This window comes from Microvirga roseola, from assembly GCF_020866965.1.
Lineage (GTDB): Bacteria > Pseudomonadota > Alphaproteobacteria > Rhizobiales > Beijerinckiaceae > Microvirga > Microvirga roseola.
The window spans coordinates 28,570-48,721 of sequence record NZ_JAJATX010000028.1 but is presented as its reverse complement, the minus strand read 5'-3'; the positions used below and the strand labels follow the sequence as shown (position 1 = coordinate 48,721).

20 protein-coding genes are annotated in these 20,152 nt (G+C 64.1%); 13 read left to right on the top strand and 7 right to left on the bottom strand.

Annotated elements, in window-relative coordinates:
- Positions 1-651 precede the first annotated feature (651 nt).
- Together LG661_RS15755 and LG661_RS15750 are read left to right on the top strand one after the other, a co-directional pair.
- Positions 652-2,691, top strand: a complete 2,040-nt coding sequence (locus LG661_RS15755) for a M23 family metallopeptidase (RefSeq protein WP_230532845.1) — start codon at positions 652-654, stop codon at positions 2,689-2,691.
- A 6-nt stretch (positions 2,692-2,697) separates the two neighbouring features.
- Entirely contained in the window at positions 2,698-3,615 is a 918-nt protein-coding gene (locus LG661_RS15750; RefSeq protein WP_230532844.1) for an AEC family transporter, read from the top strand.
- Here the strand turns inward: LG661_RS15750 and gluQRS are convergent.
- Positions 3,594-4,502: a tRNA glutamyl-Q(34) synthetase GluQRS gene (gluQRS, locus tag LG661_RS15745; protein WP_230532843.1), complete on the bottom strand. Its 909-nt coding sequence runs from the start codon at positions 4,500-4,502 to the stop codon at positions 3,594-3,596. The genes LG661_RS15750 and gluQRS overlap by 22 nt on opposite strands.
- A gap of 17 nt (positions 4,503-4,519) precedes the next feature.
- On the opposite strand from gluQRS, the gene LG661_RS15740 reads away from it, so the two are divergent.
- Positions 4,520-5,161, top strand: coding sequence for a DNA-3-methyladenine glycosylase family protein (locus LG661_RS15740; protein WP_230532842.1), 642 nt, complete (start codon positions 4,520-4,522; stop codon positions 5,159-5,161).
- Between the two features lie 10 nt (positions 5,162-5,171).
- On the opposite strand, the gene LG661_RS15735 is transcribed toward LG661_RS15740, so the two are convergent.
- Both LG661_RS15735 and LG661_RS15730 read right to left on the bottom strand, forming a co-directional pair.
- Positions 5,172-5,942, bottom strand: a complete 771-nt coding sequence (locus tag LG661_RS15735; RefSeq protein ID WP_230532841.1) for an HpcH/HpaI aldolase family protein — start codon at positions 5,940-5,942, stop codon at positions 5,172-5,174.
- Positions 5,943-5,976: 34 nt separating this feature from the next.
- A complete protein-coding gene (locus LG661_RS15730) occupies positions 5,977-6,300 on the bottom strand; it encodes a DUF1476 domain-containing protein (protein WP_230532840.1) in 324 nt (107 codons plus the stop codon).
- 235 nt (positions 6,301-6,535) lie between these two features.
- Here LG661_RS15730 and purC point away from each other — a divergent pair, with 235 nt between their 5' ends.
- The 8 genes from purC (at position 6,536) to LG661_RS15690 (ending at position 12,612) form a co-directional block, all read left to right on the top strand.
- A complete protein-coding gene (gene purC, locus LG661_RS15725; protein ID WP_230532839.1) occupies positions 6,536-7,330 on the top strand; it encodes a phosphoribosylaminoimidazolesuccinocarboxamide synthase in 795 nt (264 codons plus the stop codon).
- A gap of 117 nt (positions 7,331-7,447) precedes the next feature.
- A complete protein-coding gene (locus LG661_RS15720) occupies positions 7,448-7,984 on the top strand; it encodes a hypothetical protein (protein ID WP_230532838.1) in 537 nt (178 codons plus the stop codon).
- 67 nt (positions 7,985-8,051) lie between these two features.
- Complete coding sequence (gene purS / locus LG661_RS15715) at positions 8,052-8,291, top strand: phosphoribosylformylglycinamidine synthase subunit PurS (protein WP_230532837.1); 240 nt, start codon at positions 8,052-8,054, stop codon at positions 8,289-8,291.
- Positions 8,292-8,298: 7 nt separating this feature from the next.
- On the top strand, positions 8,299-8,997 hold the full coding sequence (gene purQ, locus LG661_RS15710) for a phosphoribosylformylglycinamidine synthase subunit PurQ (protein WP_230532836.1): 699 nt from the start codon (positions 8,299-8,301) through the stop codon (positions 8,995-8,997).
- A gap of 197 nt (positions 8,998-9,194) precedes the next feature.
- Entirely contained in the window at positions 9,195-11,405 is a 2,211-nt protein-coding gene (gene purL, locus LG661_RS15705) for a phosphoribosylformylglycinamidine synthase subunit PurL (RefSeq protein ID WP_230532835.1), read from the top strand.
- Between the two features lie 11 nt (positions 11,406-11,416).
- A complete protein-coding gene (locus LG661_RS15700; protein ID WP_230532834.1) occupies positions 11,417-11,653 on the top strand; it encodes a BolA family protein in 237 nt (78 codons plus the stop codon).
- 101 nt (positions 11,654-11,754) lie between these two features.
- Complete coding sequence (gene grxD / locus LG661_RS15695) at positions 11,755-12,090, top strand: Grx4 family monothiol glutaredoxin (protein WP_230532833.1); 336 nt, start codon at positions 11,755-11,757, stop codon at positions 12,088-12,090.
- Positions 12,091-12,291: 201 nt separating this feature from the next.
- Entirely contained in the window at positions 12,292-12,612 is a 321-nt protein-coding gene (locus tag LG661_RS15690) for a hypothetical protein (RefSeq protein WP_230532832.1), read from the top strand.
- On the opposite strand, the gene tlpA is transcribed toward LG661_RS15690, so the two are convergent.
- The 3 genes from tlpA to LG661_RS15675 form a co-directional block, all read right to left on the bottom strand.
- The gene (tlpA, locus tag LG661_RS15685; RefSeq protein WP_322098878.1) at positions 12,609-13,241 is read right to left on the bottom strand and encodes a thiol:disulfide interchange protein TlpA; all 633 of its coding nucleotides are present in this window, start codon (positions 13,239-13,241) and stop codon (positions 12,609-12,611) included. The genes LG661_RS15690 and tlpA overlap by 4 nt on opposite strands.
- A 179-nt stretch (positions 13,242-13,420) precedes the next feature.
- Positions 13,421-14,827, bottom strand: coding sequence for a calcium-binding protein (locus tag LG661_RS15680; protein WP_230532831.1), 1,407 nt, complete (start codon positions 14,825-14,827; stop codon positions 13,421-13,423).
- Positions 14,828-15,011: 184 nt separating this feature from the next.
- Positions 15,012-16,841 (bottom strand): calcium-binding protein, encoded by a 1,830-nt coding sequence (locus tag LG661_RS15675; protein ID WP_230532830.1) that lies wholly within the window; start codon positions 16,839-16,841, stop codon positions 15,012-15,014.
- 285 nt (positions 16,842-17,126) lie between these two features.
- On the opposite strand from LG661_RS15675, the gene lptM reads away from it, so the two are divergent.
- Positions 17,127-17,369, top strand: coding sequence for an LPS translocon maturation chaperone LptM (gene lptM / locus LG661_RS15670; protein ID WP_230532829.1), 243 nt, complete (start codon positions 17,127-17,129; stop codon positions 17,367-17,369).
- Positions 17,370-17,377: 8 nt separating this feature from the next.
- The gene (gene lysA, locus LG661_RS15665; protein WP_230532828.1) at positions 17,378-18,646 is read left to right on the top strand and encodes a diaminopimelate decarboxylase; all 1,269 of its coding nucleotides are present in this window, start codon (positions 17,378-17,380) and stop codon (positions 18,644-18,646) included.
- Positions 18,647-18,704: 58 nt separating this feature from the next.
- Here the strand turns inward: lysA and LG661_RS15660 are convergent, their stop codons facing one another.
- Positions 18,705-20,078: a calcium-binding protein gene (locus LG661_RS15660; protein WP_230532827.1), complete on the bottom strand. Its 1,374-nt coding sequence runs from the start codon at positions 20,076-20,078 to the stop codon at positions 18,705-18,707.
- Positions 20,079-20,152 lie beyond the last annotated feature (74 nt).

Genomic DNA, 20,152 nt, shown 5'->3' with positions numbered 1-20,152 from the left:
ACCGCCGCCTACGCTTCTCTTTCTTTCTTCACTTGTCAAAGAGCAGCATCGAATGATGCGTAGATTTTCCGAAGCCGAAAGCGCCTCAGCCCGGCATCGCCGGTTTGAGCCGCCAACCTCAATTCAGGAAAATCTCGGAACCGCCATTTGCCGGCCATTTCCGCGATGAACCTGATTTAGGATCATTCGACTTTCGTGTCAACCCCGAATTTGAATTTTCCAAATCCGGGACCAAACCCACCGTCCGAAGATGACGGCCTCCACAGTAACGAGCTTCTTGTCCCGACCGAGGTCGGGCCTGTCTGCCCGGGTTCCGAGGAGGTTCTTGGCGCTGCCAGGGGCGGCGTCGATGGGCGGTATATAGGCTCAAGCCTTCGCCCCTGTCAACGCGTTCATGAAAGTTTTTTGACGGCCTTCGAACCGGGCCGGCCGGCGCCGGGATCCACTGCAAAATTCGGGCCGGTTTTCTCCCGCCGCGCCTTACTGCAGACATAGTGCGGGCCGAAGCAGCGGGTCGAAACCGCGGCCTTCGGCAGGGAGCGGCCGATCCGCAGGCCTTCGGGAGACCTGTGCGGTCGCCGTCTGTTGTGCTAGAGCGCCATAGGGCTTCATGAACCCGCCTGACCGACCCGCCACCATCCGTCCGAGCCGATGAGCCATAATCCTCCAGACGACAGCCGAGACAGACGCTCCCAGCGGGCGGCCTCGCGCCTGTATCAGGGAATAGACCTCGGGCAGGATCCTCCCCTCACCCCCAGCGGCGGCGCCGCACCGGAGGTGGACCGGCGCGAGATCAATCTGCGCTGGCTCGGCGCCAGCGTCCTGACGGGACTGACGGGCGCCGCCCTCATCGGCGCCTCCATCTATATAGCGCTCGAGGGCGCCACGACCTCGGCGCTCCCGCCGGAGCGGGTGGCCATGAACGGCCTTGCCGGCTCGAGGGCGGAGGAAAGCCGCGAATCGAACACCGCCCGCAAGAGCGACCGGCTGAACCGCACGGAGGTCGCGAACGCGGCCCGCCATACATTCCGGGCTCCCATGACGATCCGGAATGGCGAGCGCGAGGCGATCAAGGTGCGCCAGTTCGTGCGGATCGCCACCAACCTGTCCCTGACGGCCGGCACCTATGCCTCCGACATTCCGCCATTCAACCCGCTGCGGCTCTTTGCGGAGGACAACCAGGAGCGGATCGAGGCCACGCCCGAAATCACCGATGCGGATGTCTCGGTGGTCCGGCGGGATCTCGCCTCGACCGTGATCGAGGCCAGCGCCCCCGCCCTGGCGGACAGCGACATCCTCGCAATCCTGGAGGAAGAGCGCCGCTCCTCCAGCGAGGCGGGACGCCGGGCCTCCGTTCCCATCCCCGCCCAGCAGCTGCTGTCGCGGACGCTGCGCCAGCCGGAAGAATTCGGCGAGGCGCTCGGCTACGCCAATGTGGTCGACGCGGCCTTTAGCAGCATCGAAGTCCGGGTCGTGCCGGAAAACGTGACCAGCCTGCCCAAGCTCGAGCCCGTCGCGATCACGCCCCTCGTCGAGGAGCGCGACGTCGTGATGAAGAAGGGCGAGACCCTCGAGACGGTCCTGCGCAGCTATGGCGCGTCGCCCGAGCAGATCACCGCGATCACGGCGGCGCTCGCCGCGCGCATCAAGGTCGAGGCCCTCACCGACGGCCACCGGCTGCGCATCCTCATGGCGCCGGGCCCGCGTCTGGGCGATTCCAAGCAGATCGTGCGCGTGCAGGTCTTCGGCGACCGGGGCATCGACGGGATCGCGGCCATGAACGACCGCGGCGTCTTCGTCTCCGTCACGCCTCCGAGCGACCCGTCCGATCAGCAGAGCGCCGAGGCTCCGGAGGAGGAAGGCGAGGAGGAAGAGGGCCGCGGCGGCGTGCGCCTCTACGAGAGCCTCTACGAAACGGCCCTGAAGAACGAGCTGCCGCAGGAGATGGTGGACGAGCTCGTCCGGATCTTCGGCTATGACGTGGATTTCCAGCGCCGCGTCGCGCAAGGCGACAGCTTCGAGGTCTTCCTCGGCGCCGACGACGAGGACGACACGCCGGAGATCCTCTACGCTTCCCTGAACGTGGGCGGCGACACGCGCAGCGTCTACCGCTATCAGGGCGACGACGGCTCCGTCGACTATTTCGACGAGACCGGCCGCTCCCTCAAGAAGTTCCTCATCCGCAAGCCCATCGCCGATGGCGTCCTGCGCTCCGGCTTTGGATCGCGCCGGCATCCGATCCTCGGCTATAACCGTCCGCATACCGGCGTCGACTGGGCCAACAGGATCGGAACGCCGATCTTCGCGGCGGGCAACGGCACCATTCTCAAGGCCCAGTGGGATTCCGGAGGCTATGGCCGCCGCGTCGAGATCCAGCATACGAACGGCTACGTCACCGCCTATTCCCACATGTCGTCCTTCGGCAAGGGCATCGTCCCCGGCGTCAAGGTCAGGCAGGGCCAGGTGATCGGCTATGTGGGCAATACCGGCCTCTCCACGGGCCCGCACCTCCATTACGAGGTGATCATCAACGGCAGCTTCGTCGACCCGCTCAAGATCCGCCTGCCCCAGGGGCGGGAGCTGGAGGGCCGCGGCCTGGCCGAGTTCCGGCGCCAGCGCGAGCAGGTGGACAATATCATGTCCCAGGCCAGCGCCTCGGCGAGCCTCTCACAGCGGGCGGAGCTGCGCTAAGTCCCCATGCTCGACCTGCTCGCGATCGTCCTGCCGGTCTTCGGTCTGATCGGCATCGGCTATGTCGCGAGCCGGACGGGCTTCGTCTCCGACCGGGCCGGCGAGGGCCTGTCGGAATTCGTCTTCACCCTCTCCCTCCCCTGCCTGATCTTCCGCACTCTGGTCCGCGCCGAAATTCCCGACGTCCAGCCCTGGGGCTACTGGATCTCCTATTTCGCCGGCGTCGCCGTGGTCTGGGCCCTGGCGACGGTCATGGCCAAGCGCTTCTTCGGGCTGAAGGGGGTCTCCGGCGTCGTCGCGGGCTTCTCGGCCGGTCAGGCGAATACGGTCTTCGTGGGCGTGCCCATGATCCTGAAGGCCTATGGCGACGAGGGCGCGGTTCCCCTCTTCCTGCTGATCGCCGTGCACCTGCCCGTCACCATGACGCTCGCGACCATCCTGGCCGAGGGGCGGCAGGCCTCGCCGCTCATCATCCTGCGCCGGCTTGCGACCCATCCCATCGTCGTCGGAATCCTGGCGGGCTCCGCCTGCCGGCCGATCGCGCCCTACCTGCCGGGGCCCTTCTGGCAGGTGGTGGAGCTTCTCGGGAGCGCGGCGGTTCCCTGCGCCCTGATCTCCATGGGCCTCGCGCTTCGCCGCTACGGGCTCAAGATGGGCTGGAAGCTGCCGACCCTGATCTCGGTCCTCAAGCTCGTGATCCATCCGCTCGTGGTGCTGCTGCTGGCGACCCTGGTCTTCGACATGCCGCCGGTCTGGGCGGGCGTCGCCGTGCTGTTCGCCTCCTGCCCCTCCGGCATCAATGCCTATCTCTTCGCCGAGCGCTACGGCGAGGGCGTGGCGCTGGCCTCGAGCGCCGTCACGCTCTCGACGGCCCTTGCCCTGGGCACGACCCTCGTCTGGCTCTACGTGCTGGGCGTGGGCTGAGCCGGGAAGCCGAGGCGCTGCCGTATCTCGGCGGCCGTGACGCCTCGCTCCCGCAAGTCGCCCAGGGCCTCGGATTGCCGGCTCTTCGCCAGCTTGTCGCCCTCCGGATCGAGGATGAGGCCGTGGTGGTGGTAGAGCGGCGTGGGCAGCCCGAGCAGCGCCTGCAGCAGGACATGAAGGTCGGTGGCGGCTTCGAGATCCTGCCCGCGCACCACATGGGTCACGCCCTGCAGCGCGTCGTCCAGCACCACGGAGAGATGATAGCTCGTCGGCACGTCCTTGCGCCGGATCACCGCGTCGCCCCAGCGCCAGGGATCGGCCGGAACGGTCTCCTCCCGTCCCTCGCGGTCGAAGCGGCGGTAGGAATGCGGCCCCGGCAGGAGCCTGCGCGCCGCCTCCATGTCGATCCGCCAGGCATGAGGCCGGCCCTCGGCCATCCGGCCTTCGGCCTCCCCGGCGGAAAGCGCCCGGCAGGTTCCGGGATAGAGCGGGGCCCCGTCGGGATCGCGCGGCCAGGAACGGCCGCTCCCGGCCTCACCATGGGAAATGGCGTCGGCGATCTCCTTGCGGGAGCAGAAGCAGGGATAGACGACTCCCCTCCCCTTCAGCCGGGCGAAGGCGGCGCCGTACTCGGCGAAATGCTCCGATTGCCGCCGGACGGGCTCCTCCCAGGACAGACCGAGCCAGGCGAGGTCGTCGTCAATCGCCGCCTCGAACGCGGGACGGCAGCGCGTGATATCGATATCCTCGATGCGCAGGAGGAGCCGGCCCCCGAGGCGGCGGGCGAAGTCGTCGTTGAGCAGGGCCGAGTAGGCGTGGCCGAGATGAAGTCGCCCGTTGGGGCTGGGAGCGAATCGGAAGACGGGCTTCGTCACGGGAGCCTGCATGGAAAGGAACGAACGGAATGGGCACCCTCCTCGAAACGGATGCGGTTCTCAAGAGGGGGCTCGACGCCCTGACCGGAGCCGATCCCGTCATGAGGAGGCTCGTCGGAGAAGGAATCGTCCCGGCGCTCCGCAAGCGTCCGCCAGGGTTCGAGGGCCTGGCCTGGATCGTCGTGGGCCAGCAGGTCTCGACGGCGAGCGCGGCGGCGATCTGGGGGCGGCTGAGACAGGTCCTCGATCCGCCCTCCCCTGGGACCCTTCTGGGCCTCTCCGAAGAGACGCTGCGCGCGGCGGGCCTGTCGTCCGGCAAGGTTAGGACGCTGCGCGCCGCCGCGACGGAGATCGTGGAGGGCCGCCTGCCCCTCGACCGGCTCGATGAATACCCAGACGACGAGGCCCATGCCCTGCTCACCGCCGTGAAGGGCATCGGCCCCTGGACCGCCGACATCTACCTGCTCTTCTGCCTCGGACACCCGGACGCCTTCCCGAGCGGCGACCTCGCCGTGCAGGAGGCGGCCCGCCTCGCCTACGGCCTGGAGCAGCGCCCGGACGCGAAGGGGCTGACGGCTCTGGCGGAAAACTGGAGACCCTGGCGGGGCGTCGCCGCGAAAGTGCTCTGGGCCTATTACCGCGCCGTGAAGGCGCGGGAGGGCGTAATTTAAGGAGGGGGGCTCAGCCCCGGGCCGCGCCGAGCGCCGCCTGGGCGCCTGCCCTGAGGAAGGACACGTCGCTGGAGATCGACACCATGTGGAATCCCTTGCGAACGAGCGCCGCCGCGCGGATGCCCGACACCGCGTAAATGGCGGCGAATTTGCCGGCCGCCCTTGCCCGGGCGAGCACATGGTCCAGCGCCTCCTCGACCGCGGCGCTTTCCGGGTTCAGCTCCCGCCCTTGCGACAGGGCGATGGACAGGTCGGACGGGCCGATGAAGATGCCGTCGATTCCGGGCACGGCCAGGATGTCGTCGACGATGGCGAGCGCCTCTCGGGTCTCCACCATAGCGAAGGTGACGGAGAGGCTGTCGGCGCTCCGGAAATAATCGGCGGGCTGAAGGCCGAAGACCGTCAGGGCTCCGTGAGGTCCCCAACTCCGCTCCCCGACCGGCGGGAATTTCGTGACGCTCGCCAGGCGGCGGGCATCCTCGATGGTATTGATCATGGGGGCGATCACCCCTGACACCCCCGCATCGAGGAAGCGCGAGCAGGCCGCGAAGTCGCCCACCGGAACCCGGACCAGGGCGGGCTTTCCCGCCGACGCGATGAGCGGCACCGCCTGGAGCGCCGCGGCCATGTCGACGGAGCCATGCTGCATGTCGACCACCACGGCGTCGAACGCCTCCCGGGCGAGGAGGCCCGGGATGGTCGGCTCCGGCATGCCGCACCAGGCGGCGAGGACGGGGGAACCGCCCCTCAGGCGGTCGGGAAAAGACAGGCTGGCGGGCATGAAGCGGTCCTCGACGTGATGGTGCTAGGGGGGTTCAGCGCCCGGCCTTGATCTCCTCGACGGCGCGGGCCGTCAGGTCAAGGAGCCTTGCCGTCAGTTCGGTCTCGCCGACCGGCTTGCCGGCGCTCTCGAGATCCCGGCTGACCTTGCGGACCACGTCCGCGTCGCCGGCCTCCTCGAAATCGGCCAGAACGACGCTCTTGGCGTAGGCTTCCGCATCGGCGCCGCTCTTGCCGAGCTGATCGGCCGCCCAGAGGCCGAAGAGCTTGTTGCGGCGGGCGGTGGCCTTGAAGCGAAGCTCCTCGTCGAGGGAGAACTGCTTCTCGAAGGCATCCCGGCGGTTGTCGAAGGCAGTCATGGGAGTGATTCTCCTAACGGTAGGTATTCCTGCGATATAAAGGCGCACTCGCGTTCTCGCCAGTCATAACCATCTCAGATCAAGAAGCCCGCATCCTGCTGTAACTCTGCAGCTTTTCCCCTGCGTTGTGCTTGTCCATGGGATCGGATAGGTTGCCCCTAAGCGGAGCGCTGGTACCAAGCCGCGCCTACGCCAGCCGCGGATCACATTGTCCATCCCCAAGGAGCCACGGCAAATGGATTTTCTCAAACCACGGTACACGCCTATGAATCGTCGCCGTCGCATCTATGAGGGCAAGGCGAAGGTCCTTTATGAGGGCCCGGAGCCCGGCACGCTCATCCAGCACTTCAAGGATGACGCGACCGCCTTCAACGCCAAGAAGCACGAGGTGATCGACGGCAAGGGCGTGCTCAACAACCGGATCTCGGAATTCCTCTTCCAGCATCTGAACGAGATCGGCGTTCCGACCCATTTCATCCGCCGCCTAAACATGCGCGAGCAGCTGATTCGCGAGGTGGAGATCATTCCGCTTCAGGTGGTCGTCCGGAACGTCGCGGCCGGGTCGCTCGCCACGAGGCTCGGCCTCGATGAAGGCACGCAGCTGCCCCGCTCGATCATCGAGTTCTATTACAAGAACGACGCCCTCAACCACCCGATCGTATCCGAGGAACATATCACCGCCTTCGGCTGGGCCTCCCCCCAGGAGATCGACGACATCATGGCGCTCGCCATCCGGGTCAACGACTTCCTCTCCGGCCTCTTCCTCGGCGTCGGCATCCGCCTCGTGGACTTCAAGATCGAGACGGGCCGCCTGTGGGAGGGCGAGATGATGCGCATCGTCGTCGCCGACGAGATCTCCCCGGATTCCTGCCGCCTCTGGGACATCAAGTCCAAGGACAAGCTGGACAAGGACCGTTTCCGCCAGGACATGGGCGGTCTGGTCGAGGCCTATTCGGAAGTCGCCCGCCGCCTCGGCATCCTGTCCGAGAACGAGAACCCCGTCACCGGCGGCCCGCGCCTCGTCCAGTGAAGCGGGTCTTTGATGAATGACGCTGAAAAGCCCGGCCCAGCGCCGGGCTTTTTGTTTGGGCATCCGGGCACGCGCAGCCCATCGACCTTCCCGCCCGTTTGGCGTTACTAAGGCACCATGTCGGTTCGCCTGCTCCCCCGCTGCCTCGCCCTGGTCCTGGCCCTGTCCCTCGTCTCCTGCGGCTATGTCCCCCGCCCGGTGGCGGGCCTGCCTGCGGGCGAATCCTGGGGGGCGCTTCCCTTGCGCAAATGGCTGGCCGAGGACCGGGCCGAGCCGGTGGCCCTCTCCTTCTGCGTTCCGCCGGAATGCCGGCCGGGTCTGGCGGTGGGCGTGATCCGCCTCATGGGCAGGGAGGCCCGGATCACGGAGACCGTCCTCAAGGATCCGGAGCGCCTAGCCCGCGCCCTGCGCTCCCCCGGAGGAAAGGAGCGAAAGGTGCGGACCCTCGTCTCGGTCGAGCGCCTGGGCACCGGACCTCACTCGGGCTTTGCGATCAGCCTCGCCCCCGCCGACGGCCGCAAGGAACCGGTCTATGGGGCGGCCCTCGGCCGGCGCGCGGGCGAGAACCTGGAGGTGGTTCTGGTGATCGGGGAGAAAGCGGACGCCGTGCGGGAGACCGCGCTCAGTGTCGCCGCCCAGGAATTGGGCTCCTGAGGGCGTTGTTTCTTGGGCTCTTTGGCTTTATGGCGTTGTCCAATTCCTGAAACAGCCTGAGGCCCCCATGAAAGCCCGCGTCACCGTGACCCTCAAGAACGGCGTTCTCGATCCGCAAGGCAAGGCCATCGAAGGCGCCTTGCAGTCCCTTGGCGTCGACGGCATCGCCAATGTCCGCCAGGGCAAGGTCTTCGACATCGAACTCGACACCGCCGACAAGGCCAAGGCCGAGGCGTCGCTGAAGGCCGCCTGCGAGAAGCTTTTGGCGAACACGGTGATCGAAAACTATCGCGTCGAGATCGCGTGAGGCATCGATGAAATCTGCTGTCGTCGTCTTCCCCGGCTCCAATCGCGAAGGCGATGTGCTGCGGGCGCTGAAACTGGCTGGCTCCGACGTCCAGAAGGTCTGGCATGCCGAAACCGAGCTGCCCAAGGGCACGGACCTGGTCGTCCTGCCCGGGGGCTTCTCCTACGGCGATTACCTGCGCTGCGGCGCGATTGCGGGCCGTGCGGCGGTCATGGACGCGGTGCGGGCCCATGCGGCGCGGGGCGGCCTCGTGCTCGGCATCTGCAACGGCTTTCAGATCCTGTGCGAGTCGGGACTTCTCCCCGGCATCCTCATGCGCAACGCCAATCTCAGGTTCATCTGCCACCGCCAGTTCCTGAAGGTGGAGCGCAACGACACCGCCTTCACGAAGGCCTATGCCAAAGGCCAAGCCATCGACGTCTGCGTCGCCCACGGGGAGGGCAACTACACGGCGGATGTGGAGACGCTCAACCGCCTCGAGGGCGAAGGCCTCGTCGCCTTCCGCTACTGCGATGCGCAGGGGCATGTGACAGCCGATGCGAACCGCAACGGCTCCATGAACTCCATTGCCGGCATCTATTCCGACAAGCTCAACGTGCTCGGCATGATGCCCCATCCGGAAAACCTGGTGGAGAACCTCGTGGGCGGCACCGACGGGCTTAGGCTTTTCGAGAGCCTCGTGTCGAGCTTCCCGAAGGCGGCCTGACCTCTTGAGCGGGGACGAGACGCCCCGCAGCCCTCATCCTGAGGAGCAAAGCGTCTCGAAGGACGAGGGCGTCTCCAAAAGCTCTCCTGACCCGGTGTCCTCGTCCTTCGCGATAGGCCTTGCAGGCTCCTCTCAGGATGAGGACACCTGATTGTTCCATCCCCTCCTTGCCGGAGAGGGTAAAAAGCGAGACCCCGATGATCCGCAACGACGTCGCCATCACCCCGGAGCTGGTCAAGGAGCATGGGCTGAAGCCCGACGAGTACGAGCGCTTCGTGAACCTGATCGGCCGCGAGCCGACCATCACCGAGCTCGGTATCGTCTCGGCCATGTGGAACGAGCACTGCTCCTACAAATCCTCCCGCATCCATTTGCGCGGCCTGCCGACGAAGGCGCCGTGGGTCATCCAGGGACCGGGCGAGAATGCTGGCGTGATCGACATCGGCGACGGGCAGGCCTGCGTGTTCAAAATGGAGAGCCACAACCACCCGTCCTTCATCGAGCCCTATCAGGGTGCGGCGACGGGCGTGGGCGGCATTCTGCGCGACGTGTTCACCATGGGCGCGCGGCCGATCGCGGCGCTGAACTTCCTGCGCTTCGGGGAGCCCGACCATCCCAAGACCGCGCATCTCGTCTCGGGCGTGGTGGCCGGCATCGGCGGCTACGGCAATTCCTTCGGCGTGCCGACGGTGGGCGGCAGCGTGGGCTTCCACTCGCGCTACAACGGCAACATTCTCGTCAACGCCATGGCGGTGGGCCTCGCCCGCGCCGACGAGATCTTCTACGCCAAGGCGACCGGCGTCGGGAACCCGATCGTCTATCTCGGCTCCAAGACTGGCCGCGACGGCATCCACGGCGCGACCATGGCCTCCGCCGAGTTCGACGAGTCATCGGAGGAGAAGCGCCCGACCGTGCAGGTGGGCGATCCCTTCTCCGAGAAGCTGCTGCTCGAAGCCTGCCTCGAACTCATGAAGTCGGGCGCGGTGATCGCGATCCAGGACATGGGCGCGGCGGGTCTCACCAGCTCCGCGGTCGAGATGGGCGCGAAGGGCAATCTCGGCGTCGAGCTCGACCTCGACCAGGTGCCCTGCCGCGAGGAGGGCATGACCGCCTACGAGATGATGCTGTCCGAGAGCCAGGAGCGCATGCTCATGGTGCTCAAGCCCGGCATGGAGAAGGAGGCCGAGGCCATCTTCCACAAATGGGGCCTCGACTTCGCGATCATCGGCAAGACCACCGATACGCTGCGCTTCGTCATCAAGCACGGGGGCGAGGTGAAGGCGGACCTGCCGATCAAAGAACTCGGCGACGAGGCCCCGGTCTACGACCGGCCGTGGGTGGAAAGCCCCAGGCAGCCCGTCATCGAACCTTCGAGCGTAAAGGCTCCGATGTCCGAGGCCGAGGCGCTTCTCAAGCTCGTCGGCTCGCCGGACCAGTGCTCCAAGCGCTGGGTCTGGGAGCAGTACGATCACCTGATCCTCGGCAACACGGTGCAGACGCCGGGCGGCGACGCCGCCATCGTGCGCATCGAGGACGGCCCGAAGGGTCTGGCGCTCACCACCGACGTGACCCCGCGCTATTGCGAGGCCGACCCGTTCGAGGGCGGCAAGCAGGCGGTGGCGGAGGCCTGGCGCAACATCACCGCCGTCGGCGGCCTGCCGCTCGCGATCACCGACAACCTGAACTTCGCCAGCCCCGAGCGGCCGGAAGCCATGGGCCAGTTCGTCGGCTGCGTGCGCGGCATCGGCGAGGCCTGCCGGGCACTAGACTTCCCTGTCGTGTCCGGCAACGTCTCGCTCTACAACGAGACCAACGGCCAGGGCATCCTGCCGACCCCCGCCATCGGCGGCGTGGGCCTGCTCGACGACGTGACGGTGAATGCCTCCATCGCCTTCAAGCGGGAGGAGGACGTGATCGTCCTCATCGGCGTAACGGAAGGCTGGCTCGGCCAGTCGATCTATCTGCGCGACATCTGCGACCGGGAGGAAGGCGCCCCGCCCCCGGTCGATCTCGTAGTCGAGAAGCGCAATGGCGATTTCGTGCGCCAGCTCATCCGCTCCGGTCAGGTCGACACCGTGCATGACTGCTCCGATGGCGGCATTGCGCTCAGCTTGGCCGAAATGGCCATGGCCGGCCGGATCGGCGCGACGCTCACCGCCGTGCCGGAGGGCCTTGCATTGCACGCCTTTCTCTTCGGCGAGGACCAGGGCCGCTATCTCCTGGCCCTGCCGCAGGAGAACGCAGCCGATGTGCTCTACGAGGCCTCGGCGATCGGCATCCTGGCCGTGGCCCTGGGCGTGACGGGCGGCGATACGTTGATTCTCCCCGGCGAGCAGGCCATATCGGTGAGGGAATTGAAGGCAGCGCACGAATCCTGGCTGCCCGACTACATGGCCGGCAAGGCCTGAGGAGCACAGACATGCCCATGGATGCGCGCGACATTGAGCGCATGATCAAGGAGGCCATCCCGGACGCGGAGGTCGAGATCAAGGATCTGGCGGGCGACGGCGATCACTACGCCGCCACCGTCACCTCCTCCGCCTTCAAGGGGAAGTCGCGGGTCCAGCAGCACCAGATGGTCTATGCGGCGCTGCAAGGCCGCATGGGCGGCGTCCTCCACGCCCTTGCATTGACGACCCTGGCACCCGACAATTGAGATACGAACCCGGCGCCTTGACCGCCCGAGATTTTCTTCCGCATTTTCTTCGCAGAACCGGAACCACTTTTGCGGAAAATGCTATGGAACAGGAGACATCCATGGCCGATGCCAACCAGATCATCGACAACGAAGTGAAGTCCAACGACGTCGTGCTGTTCATGAAGGGCACGCCGCAGTTTCCCATGTGCGGGTTCTCGGGCCAGGTGGTCCAGATCCTCAATTACCTCGGCGTGCCCTATAAGGGCGTGAACGTGCTCGAGGACGAGACCATCCGCCAGGGCATCAAGGATTATTCCAACTGGCCGACCATTCCCCAGCTCTACGTGAAGGGCGAGTTCATCGGCGGTTGCGACATCACCCGCGAGATGTTCCAGGCCGGCGAGCTGCAGCAGCTCTTCGCGGACAAGGGCGTCCAGGTCCAGCAGAGCGCCTGACCCGCTCTCGCTTGGAAGCCATCGAGGCGGAGCCGTGGCTCCGCCTTTTTTGTTGCCCGCACGGCCCCGCTCTCCCCGAACGGAGGGCGTTTTATGTCGCATTCCTTAGCCGGTCGGCTTTCCCACATACTGGCGCACTTCGAAAGACGGGAGGCGCCGTCCACAAGAACAGAACGCGGCGTCTCGGCAATGGGGGTTTTCATGCTCGATCAAGAGACGAACGTCGTCGCGTTCAGGCCACGCCAGCAGACCGTTCAGCACCATCCAAAGAGCCTGATGGAGCGGGTCTATGCCGCGGGCGCCCTGCCGGTTCGGGCGGACGACGTCTCCAGCAAGACGGCGGCGGTGATGCTGCAGGCCCTGGGCTTTCTCGCCATCGAGGAGATTCTGGCCGATGGAACCCCGCGCCCGCTCAAGCGCGGAGAGGCGCGCCGGGCCATGGACCGCCCCTGGCGGCTCCTGAAGCCGGCTTTTTCCGGCAAGGCCGGAGTTCCGGACGGCGAGGGGCAGCTTCCAGTCTAAGACCGCCCCAGCGCCGTGCGCATGAAGACGAGGGCGTCGGGCGAGGCCCACTCGGCCGGGCCCTTGAGAATGGCCACCTCGCAACCGGCCGGATCGACGATGAAGGTCGTCGGCAGGCCCACCACATGGCCGGACCGCTGAAGCGTCTGGAGGAGCTTACCGGCCGGATCGGCGTAATAGGCGAGATTCCGGATGCCGTTCTCCTCGAGCCAAGCCTTCGGCTTGTCGGGGTTGCGGGTATCCACGTTGATGGCGACGACCTCGAAATCCCGGCCGCCCAATTCGGCCTGGAGCTTGTCGAGGGCCGGCATCTCCTGGCGGCACGGGACGCACCAGGTCGCCCAGAGATTGACCAGAACGGTCTTGCCGCCGAAGCGCTCCAGGCTCGTCGGCTGTCCATCCGGCCCCGTAAAGGCAATGGCCGGAGGCTGCTTGGGCGAGGCGCTCACCCCGACTGCCGCCAGCTCGCCCTTGGCCAGCGGCTCCAGGCGCTCCGCAACGGGCGCCGACGCCCGGCATTCGGCAGCCTCGGCCGTCATCGCGCCACGCTGCGAAAGGCCGTACCAAGCCGCCCCGGCCCCGATCAGGCCGAGAGCGACGACACCGGCCAGCAAGGTCCTCGTCCGCATCGCTCGAGAATTCTCCACATTCGACATCATGGCCGATGTGGCGCTTTTCGAGCTTGGCCTCAAGACCTGAACGGCACGGAAGACCTATCCCCCGCATCACGATGCCGTGGAGCCCTGAGCTTGCCGCGCAATCCCGGCAACTGCCACCGCCGGAATTGCACGGCGGGCAGGACCATCCCTCAGATGACGTAGAAATCCTTCTCGGTCATCTTGAGGCCCTTCCTGAGCTGGGCGAACTCCACCGCCGCCTTTGAGCCCGAGCCGTCGACGTCATAGGAGAGCTTCCCGGTCTTCTTGTTGTAGATCAGGTAGTCATTCCGGTCGTCGGCCCTCGAGCCCACCTCGAAATAGGTCTTCTTCAGCTTTTTCGGCTTGAATTCGGAGCCTGATCCGAGCTTCTTGAACACGGCATTGTCGAGCCAGAGCGTGTTGTACTTCGTGCTGAAATCGGCGATCTTGTCGAAGTTCTTCTTCTTGTTGANGCCTGATCCGAGCTTCTTGAACACGGCATTGTCGAGCCAGAGCGTGTTGTACTTCGTGCTGAAATCGGCGATCTTGTCGAAGTTCTTCTTCTTGTTGATCTTGGCCGAGTAGAGCTTGGTGTCGAACACGAACGTGTCACGCCCGGAGCCGCCCCTCATATGATCGTTGCCCATCTCGCCTTGCAGGGTATCGGCGCCGGACCCGCCGCTGAGGGAATCGGAGCCGATATCCCCTCTCAGGATATTGTCCTTGGAATTGCCCTTGAGCTTGTTGTTCGAATTGTTGCCCCAGAGATGCCAATAGAAGCTTCCGCCCGTCAGACTGGCGTTCTTGTTGAGCCTTCCTTCTGAGAGCGCGAGAAGCCGCAGCTCGGGGTGCTCGTAGATTCCCCCGCTGATGATCTCACCGATCTGTCCGATACCAGGGTTCGCGCCCTCAAGTGCAATCCTCTGATCGCTGAATGCGAGGGCCTCGACATGAACCAGCATGTCGCTTCCATCCGGGCTGCCGATGCGGTTGTCCGTAACAGTCCAGGCACCATTCCCATGATTGGTAATGGTGTAATTGCTGCGGGATCCGGAATACTCTGCCGTATCATAACCGCTCCCGCCATCGAGGGTGTCGTGTCCCTGACCGCCATTCAGCCAGTCGTTGCCGCCCTGGCCGAGAATAGTGTCGTTGCCGCTCTCGCCTCTGATCACGTTGGTCTGCTGGTTCGCCTGAATGAAGTTGCCCAGGTCGTTGCCGATGGCATCCATGATGCCAGGCCCCTTGAGAACGAGGTTCTCGACATTGTCGGCCAGAATGACGCCGATGCTGGCATAGACCGTGTCGATGCCGCCATTCTCCTCCTCGACGACAATGTCGCTGCCCGGCCCGCCGCCGGTGGTCCACTGCTCGATGACGTAGATATCATTGCCGGCGCCGCCGATCATGGTATCCGCGCCGGCGTCCCCGCTGAGAACATTGGCTCCGGAATCACCAATGATCGTATTGTCGAGGTCATTTCCCCAGATGTTCCTGTAAGGACTGCCCTCCGACAATTGATAGGCCGCCTCGCTGGTCAGATTGATGAGGCGCAGCCCGACATATCTATTCGGCATGATCAATATTCCCTGCTTGAGGCAGGAACACTGTCATGTCGTCCGCTCAATTGAAGGCCAGTCTTAGGAGGGATATGCCCCAGGAGTAGAGTGGATGGCGCCACACTACCCTTCAGAGGTAGCTGTGCTTGAAAGAGCCCCGGGAGCTTGCCCCCGGAGCGGGTCGCCGGTTCCTCTCTGAAGCTCAGATCAGGTAGAAGTCGCTGTATTTTAGGATCGTACCTTTCTTGAACTGGGCGAACTGCACCGCATCCTTCGACCCGGAGCCGTCCGCGTCGTAGTAGAGCTTGCCCTTCTTCTTATCGTATATCAGATGGTCGTTCCGATCATCGGCCTCCGTACCGAGCTCGAAATACTTTTCCTTCAGCTTTTTTGGCTTTCTTTCCGAGCCGGAGCCGATCTTCTTGAAGTACTTGTTGTCGAGCCAGAGCGTGTCGTACTTGGAGCTGAAATCAGCGACCTTATCGAGGTTCTTCTTTTTGTTCGTCTTAGCCGAGTAGAGCTTGGTGTCGAACACGAACGTGTCACGCCCGGAGCCACCTTTCAGATAGTCATTGCCCTTGCCGCCCCAAAGCTTGTCGTTTCCGGAATTCCCGTAGACCTTGTCTTTGCCGGAACTGGCGTAGAGCTCGTTTGAGCCGGAATTGCCATAAAGCCTGTTGTCCCGGGTATTGCCGGTCAGATCGATCGAGAAGGCGCCGGAGGCGTAGAGCCGTTCGACATGGCTCGGCAGCTTATAGTCGACCGTGGTGTAGATCCGGTCCGCCGTGCCGCCGGACGATGCTTCGACCACGCGGTCGCCTGCATTGTCGACATAGTACCGGTCGCTACCGGACCCGCCCGACAGATAGTCCCTGCCGGAGCCGCCGTTGAGCACGTTTGCACCGGAGTTGCCATAGATCGCATTGTCGAGGCTGTTACCGGTCAGGCTGAGGGAGGCAGAACCCATTGCGTGCAGGTTCTCGACATATGCCCCCAAACTGTAGCTGATAAAGGCATTGACGCTGTCCGCGGCTCCGCCGAGGGCGGTTTCAACCACCTGATCGCCTGAATTGTCGACGTAATAGGCGTCATTGTCGGCTTCGCCTTCCATGTAGTCCGCTCCGGCACCGCCGTCGAGCGTATCGGCGCCAGCCCGGCCTCTGAGCATGTTGGCGGAGGCATTGCCGGTCAGCACATTGTCGGCGCTGTTTCCCCAGAGATTGTTGTAGACGCTGCCGTTCGCCAGCCCGTGATTCTTGCTGGGCCGGCCTTCAGAGAGGACGAGAAGGTTTAATTCCGGATGCTCATAGAGTCCGGCGGCGACCGTCTCGCCGACACTGCCGCGATTGATGTCACCGTCATGCAATTGGTGCAGTTGGTTGTTGAAGGAAAGCACCTCGACATCAATCACCGTATCGGTGCCATCCGGACTGCCAGCGCGCATGTCGGTGACGGTCCATACCCCGGGCCGAACCTGGGTGAATTCGTAGTCGTTCTTAGTTCCTGAGAAATAGGCGATGTCGTGGCCGGCTCCGCCATTGAGCGTGTCATCTCCTTCACCGCCATTCAGCCAGTCGTTGCCGCCTAGGCCGAGGATGGTGTCGTTGCCGTCCTTACCCTCAAGTCGGTTGATCTGGTTGTTGCCTTGAATGAAGTTGCCCAGATCGTTGCCGATGGCATCCATGATGCCAGGCCCCTTGAGAACGAGGTTCTCGACATTGTCGGCCAGAATGACGCCGATGCTGGCATAGACCGTGTCGATGCCGCCATTCTCCTCCTCGACGACAATGTCGCTGCCCGGCCCGCCGCCGGTGGTCCATTGCTCGATGACATAGATATCATTGCCGGCGCCGCCGGTCATGGTGTCCGCGCCGGCATCGCCGCTGAGGACGTTGTCGTAGGCATTCCCGAAAATCTGGTTGTCGCGGGCATTGCCCCAGACATTCCGATAAAAGCTGTCATCCGTCAGAGTATAGGCCGTCTCGGTTCCGACCAGGTTGAGAAGAAGAAGAGGCTTGTATTCACTCGGCATGATCAAGGTCCTTTGCTTAAGCAGGAACATTGTCATGTCGATTTCATTTTCTAGACCTCTCTTCGGAGGTATACATATCGGGGTTAATACTTCTAACCCACCGATCTACCCCTTGCGGATGATGTATTTGTGCCGCCAGCGGGTCCGGATTCGCTCTCATCTGGTGTCTTTACCTTTCGGCAGACTCCTTCCGGATCCTGTCGATCCCTGTACCTGTGGGCTGCCTTCCCTCTCGCATCTGCCCGGGCTTCCCGTTATGGTGCCGCCACGTTTCGGAGCCTGTCGATGTCGTCAAGCCTTACCCTGCCTCGCGCCGCCCTAGTGGCCGGCCTCATTGTCCTCGGTCTTGCGGCCTGCGGCCGCCGCGGCGCGCTCGAGCCGCCGCCGGACGCCGCGGCTCCCCAGCAGGCCCAGACGGAGGGGACCGCACAGGGCATCCTGCCTTCCCCGGTCGGCACACCGCGCGCCAAGGCCTCGGTGGGCTACACCGTTCCAGACCGGCCTTTCATTCTCGATCCGCTCCTATAGGCCGACCGATGCATCATTTCGCCTATCGCGATGGCGTTCTCCATGCCGAGGACGTCGATCTGCGCCGCCTTGCGGATGAGGTCGGCACACCCTTCTACTGCTATTCCTCGGCTACGCTCGAGCGTCACTACCGCGTGTTCGCTGAAGCCTTCGCTGATACCGACGCCCTCGTCTGCTACGCTATGAAGGCGAATTCCAACCAGGCCGTCCTCAGGACGCTCGGATCCTTGGGCGCAGGAATGGACATCGTCTCCGAGGGCGAATTGCGGCGGGCCCTTGCCGCAGGCGTTCCGGGAGAGCGCATCGTCTTCTCCGGCGTCGGCAAGACGCGCCAGGAAATGGCCTTCGCCCTGGACAGCGGGATTCTCTGCTTCAACGTCGAATCGGAGCCGGAACTCGAGGCGCTTTCGGAGGTGGCTCTTTCCAAAGGCCTGCGCGCTCCCGTCTCGATCCGCATCAACCCGGATGTGGACGCCAAGACGCACAAAAAGATCTCGACCGGCAAGTCCGAGAACAAGTTCGGCATTCCCATCGCTAGGGCCCGCGAGGTCTATGCTCGGGCGGCGGCGCTCAAGGGCATCAACGTCACCGGCGTCGATATGCATATCGGCAGCCAGATCACGGATCTGGAGCCGTTCGACAACGCGACCGCACTGCTCGCTGAGCTTGCGCGCGACCTCATGGCCGCCAGTCACAGGCTGCACCATATCGATCTCGGCGGCGGCCTCGGCGTGCCCTACCGCGAGGACAACGAGCCTCCGCCGGACCCGAAGGCCTACGCCGACACCATCAAGCGGCATACGCACGACCTCGGCCTCAAGCTGGTCTTCGAGATGGGCCGCATGATCGCGGGTAATGCGGGCATCCTCGTCACGCAAGTGATCTATGCGAAGGAAGGCGCGGACAAGACCTTCGTGATCGTCGATGCGGCGATGAACGATCTCATCCGCCCGACGCTCTATGATGCGCATCACGACATCAGGCCTGTCGTCGAGCCGGCGCGCAACACACCGTGGATCGTCGCCGACGTGGTCGGCCCCGTCTGCGAGACCGGCGATTATCTCGCCCTCTCCCGCGACATGCCCGCTGCGAAACCCGGCGACCTCCTTGCCGTCATGACGGCCGGCGCCTATGGCGCCGTGCAGGCCAACACCTACAATACCCGCCGGCTCGTGCCGGAGGTGCTCGTGCGCGGCGGGGATCATGCGGTGGTCCGGCCCCGCCCGACCTATGAGGATCTGATCGGTCTCGACCGGATACCAGGCTGGCTTGATTGAGACAAAATGATGAAGCCCGGGCGTTTCGCCCGGGATTTATTTTGTCAGGGCACGTTTCTCAGAGGACGAAGAAGTCGCTGTAGCTCACCTTCTCGTTCTTGCGCAGCTGAGCGATCTCGACCGCAGCGCCTTTCCCGGAACCGTCGGCATCGTAATAGAGCACGCCCGTCTTCTTGTTGTAGACAAGATAGTCGTTCTTATCCTTTGCACTCTCACCCGCGGTGAAGTACTTCTTGATCAGCTTGGCTGGCTTCGTTTCCGAGCCCTTCTTGCCGAGCTTCTTGAACACCTTGTTGTCGAGCCGGACCGTATCGTCCTTCTTGTCGAAGTCGATGATCCGGTCGAGGTTCTTCTTCTTGTTCGTCTTGGCCGAGTAGAGCTTGGTGTCGAACACGAACGTGTCACGCCCCTTCCCGCCGCTCAGCACATCGTTTCCGAGACCGCCATAGATCCTATCATCTCCTGTCATCCCGAAGAGTTTGTCGCTACCGGACAGTCCCTGCAGGATATCCTCGCCGGCTGCTCCCCTCAGGAGGTCGCCACCCTTGGTGCCGCGCAGGATGTCGGGAAGATCGGCCAAATTGAGCGCAAAATTGCGGTCCAGAGCATTTGCGCCGTCGCTGGCTCTCACTGCAACGCTACGGTGAGTCGCGAGCTCGTAATCGAGCGTGACGCCGTCGAGAACGACGACCTCCCACCTGCCATCAGCCCGCTCCACTAGGTCGAACAGTTTTGCGCTGTCGCCCAACAATTCGTATGAGACATCGTCCCCTTCCGGATCGATCGCGGACAGCGTGCCCAGCACAGTGCCACCACGCCCACCCTCCTTGAGAGGAACCGGCGCGAAACTGACGATCGGGCTTTCGTTTACATCCTGGAGATCAAGCGCGAATGTTTCCGTGATCGCCGGATTGACGCCGTCATCGACAACGACCGAGAAGCTCCGATGCGCTGCATTCTCATAGTCGAGAATCACGCCCGGTTTGACGCGAACCTCCCAACTGCCGTTTTCATTGTTCTTGGCAACGGTGAAGAACTGTTGGCTGACATCGGACAGCCTGTATTTCAGCTCATCCCCGTCCTGATCCGCACCTGGCAGAGTCCCGAGCAGCGTTCCACCCTGCGCACCCTCATTCACCTCAGCAGGATCGAAGTCCACGTCCGGAGCCTCGTTCGCGAACGCGACCTGGAAGGTTTCCTCGAATGTGTTGACGCCATCAGTAACGGTGACAGTGAAGCTGATCGGCTGGTTCGGCTCGTAGACGAGCGTTTCACGCGCCAGAACGGTGTAGGTGCCATCCTGATTGTGCACCAAGCTGAACTTCAACGCGCTCGCCTCGGTGAGGGCGTAGATGACCGTGTCGTCCTCCTGATCCTGCGCGGAAAGAATCCCGATCTCAGTACCCGCCGGGGCGATCAGCGGAACCTCCAATGGGTCAAAGATCGGAGTCGGTTCCTGATTCTCGGCGATTTCCAGATAGAACGTCTCCTCGAAGCTGTTCTGCC

What these genes read in the sequence shown, in the direction of transcription:
- LG661_RS15720 (WP_230532838.1), top strand. Translation starts at nt 7,448, where the DNA reads ATGTCGGTTCGCCTGCTCCCCCGCTGCCTCGCCCTGGTCCTGGCCCTG.
- LG661_RS15735 (WP_230532841.1), bottom strand. Translation starts at nt 5,942, where the DNA reads ATGCCCGCCAGCCTGTCTTTTCCCGACCGCCTGAGGGGCGGTTCCCCC.
- LG661_RS15690 (WP_230532832.1), top strand. Translation starts at nt 12,292, where the DNA reads ATGCTCGATCAAGAGACGAACGTCGTCGCGTTCAGGCCACGCCAGCAG.
- LG661_RS15750 (WP_230532844.1), top strand. Translation starts at nt 2,698, where the DNA reads ATGCTCGACCTGCTCGCGATCGTCCTGCCGGTCTTCGGTCTGATCGGC.
- gluQRS (WP_230532843.1), bottom strand. Translation starts at nt 4,502, where the DNA reads ATGCAGGCTCCCGTGACGAAGCCCGTCTTCCGATTCGCTCCCAGCCCC.
- purC (WP_230532839.1), top strand. Translation starts at nt 6,536, where the DNA reads ATGGATTTTCTCAAACCACGGTACACGCCTATGAATCGTCGCCGTCGC.
- lysA (WP_230532828.1), top strand. Translation starts at nt 17,378, where the DNA reads ATGCATCATTTCGCCTATCGCGATGGCGTTCTCCATGCCGAGGACGTC.
- purS (WP_230532837.1), top strand. Translation starts at nt 8,052, where the DNA reads ATGAAAGCCCGCGTCACCGTGACCCTCAAGAACGGCGTTCTCGATCCG.
- LG661_RS15755 (WP_230532845.1), top strand. Translation starts at nt 652, where the DNA reads ATGAGCCATAATCCTCCAGACGACAGCCGAGACAGACGCTCCCAGCGG.
- LG661_RS15740 (WP_230532842.1), top strand. Translation starts at nt 4,520, where the DNA reads ATGGGCACCCTCCTCGAAACGGATGCGGTTCTCAAGAGGGGGCTCGAC.
- LG661_RS15675 (WP_230532830.1), bottom strand. Translation starts at nt 16,841, where the DNA reads ATGCCGAGTGAATACAAGCCTCTTCTTCTTCTCAACCTGGTCGGAACC.
- tlpA (WP_322098878.1), bottom strand. Translation starts at nt 13,241, where the DNA reads ATGCGGACGAGGACCTTGCTGGCCGGTGTCGTCGCTCTCGGCCTGATC.
- lptM (WP_230532829.1), top strand. Translation starts at nt 17,127, where the DNA reads ATGTCGTCAAGCCTTACCCTGCCTCGCGCCGCCCTAGTGGCCGGCCTC.
- purL (WP_230532835.1), top strand. Translation starts at nt 9,195, where the DNA reads ATGATCCGCAACGACGTCGCCATCACCCCGGAGCTGGTCAAGGAGCAT.
- LG661_RS15700 (WP_230532834.1), top strand. Translation starts at nt 11,417, where the DNA reads ATGCCCATGGATGCGCGCGACATTGAGCGCATGATCAAGGAGGCCATC.
- LG661_RS15730 (WP_230532840.1), bottom strand. Translation starts at nt 6,300, where the DNA reads ATGACTGCCTTCGACAACCGCCGGGATGCCTTCGAGAAGCAGTTCTCC.
- grxD (WP_230532833.1), top strand. Translation starts at nt 11,755, where the DNA reads ATGGCCGATGCCAACCAGATCATCGACAACGAAGTGAAGTCCAACGAC.
- purQ (WP_230532836.1), top strand. Translation starts at nt 8,299, where the DNA reads ATGAAATCTGCTGTCGTCGTCTTCCCCGGCTCCAATCGCGAAGGCGAT.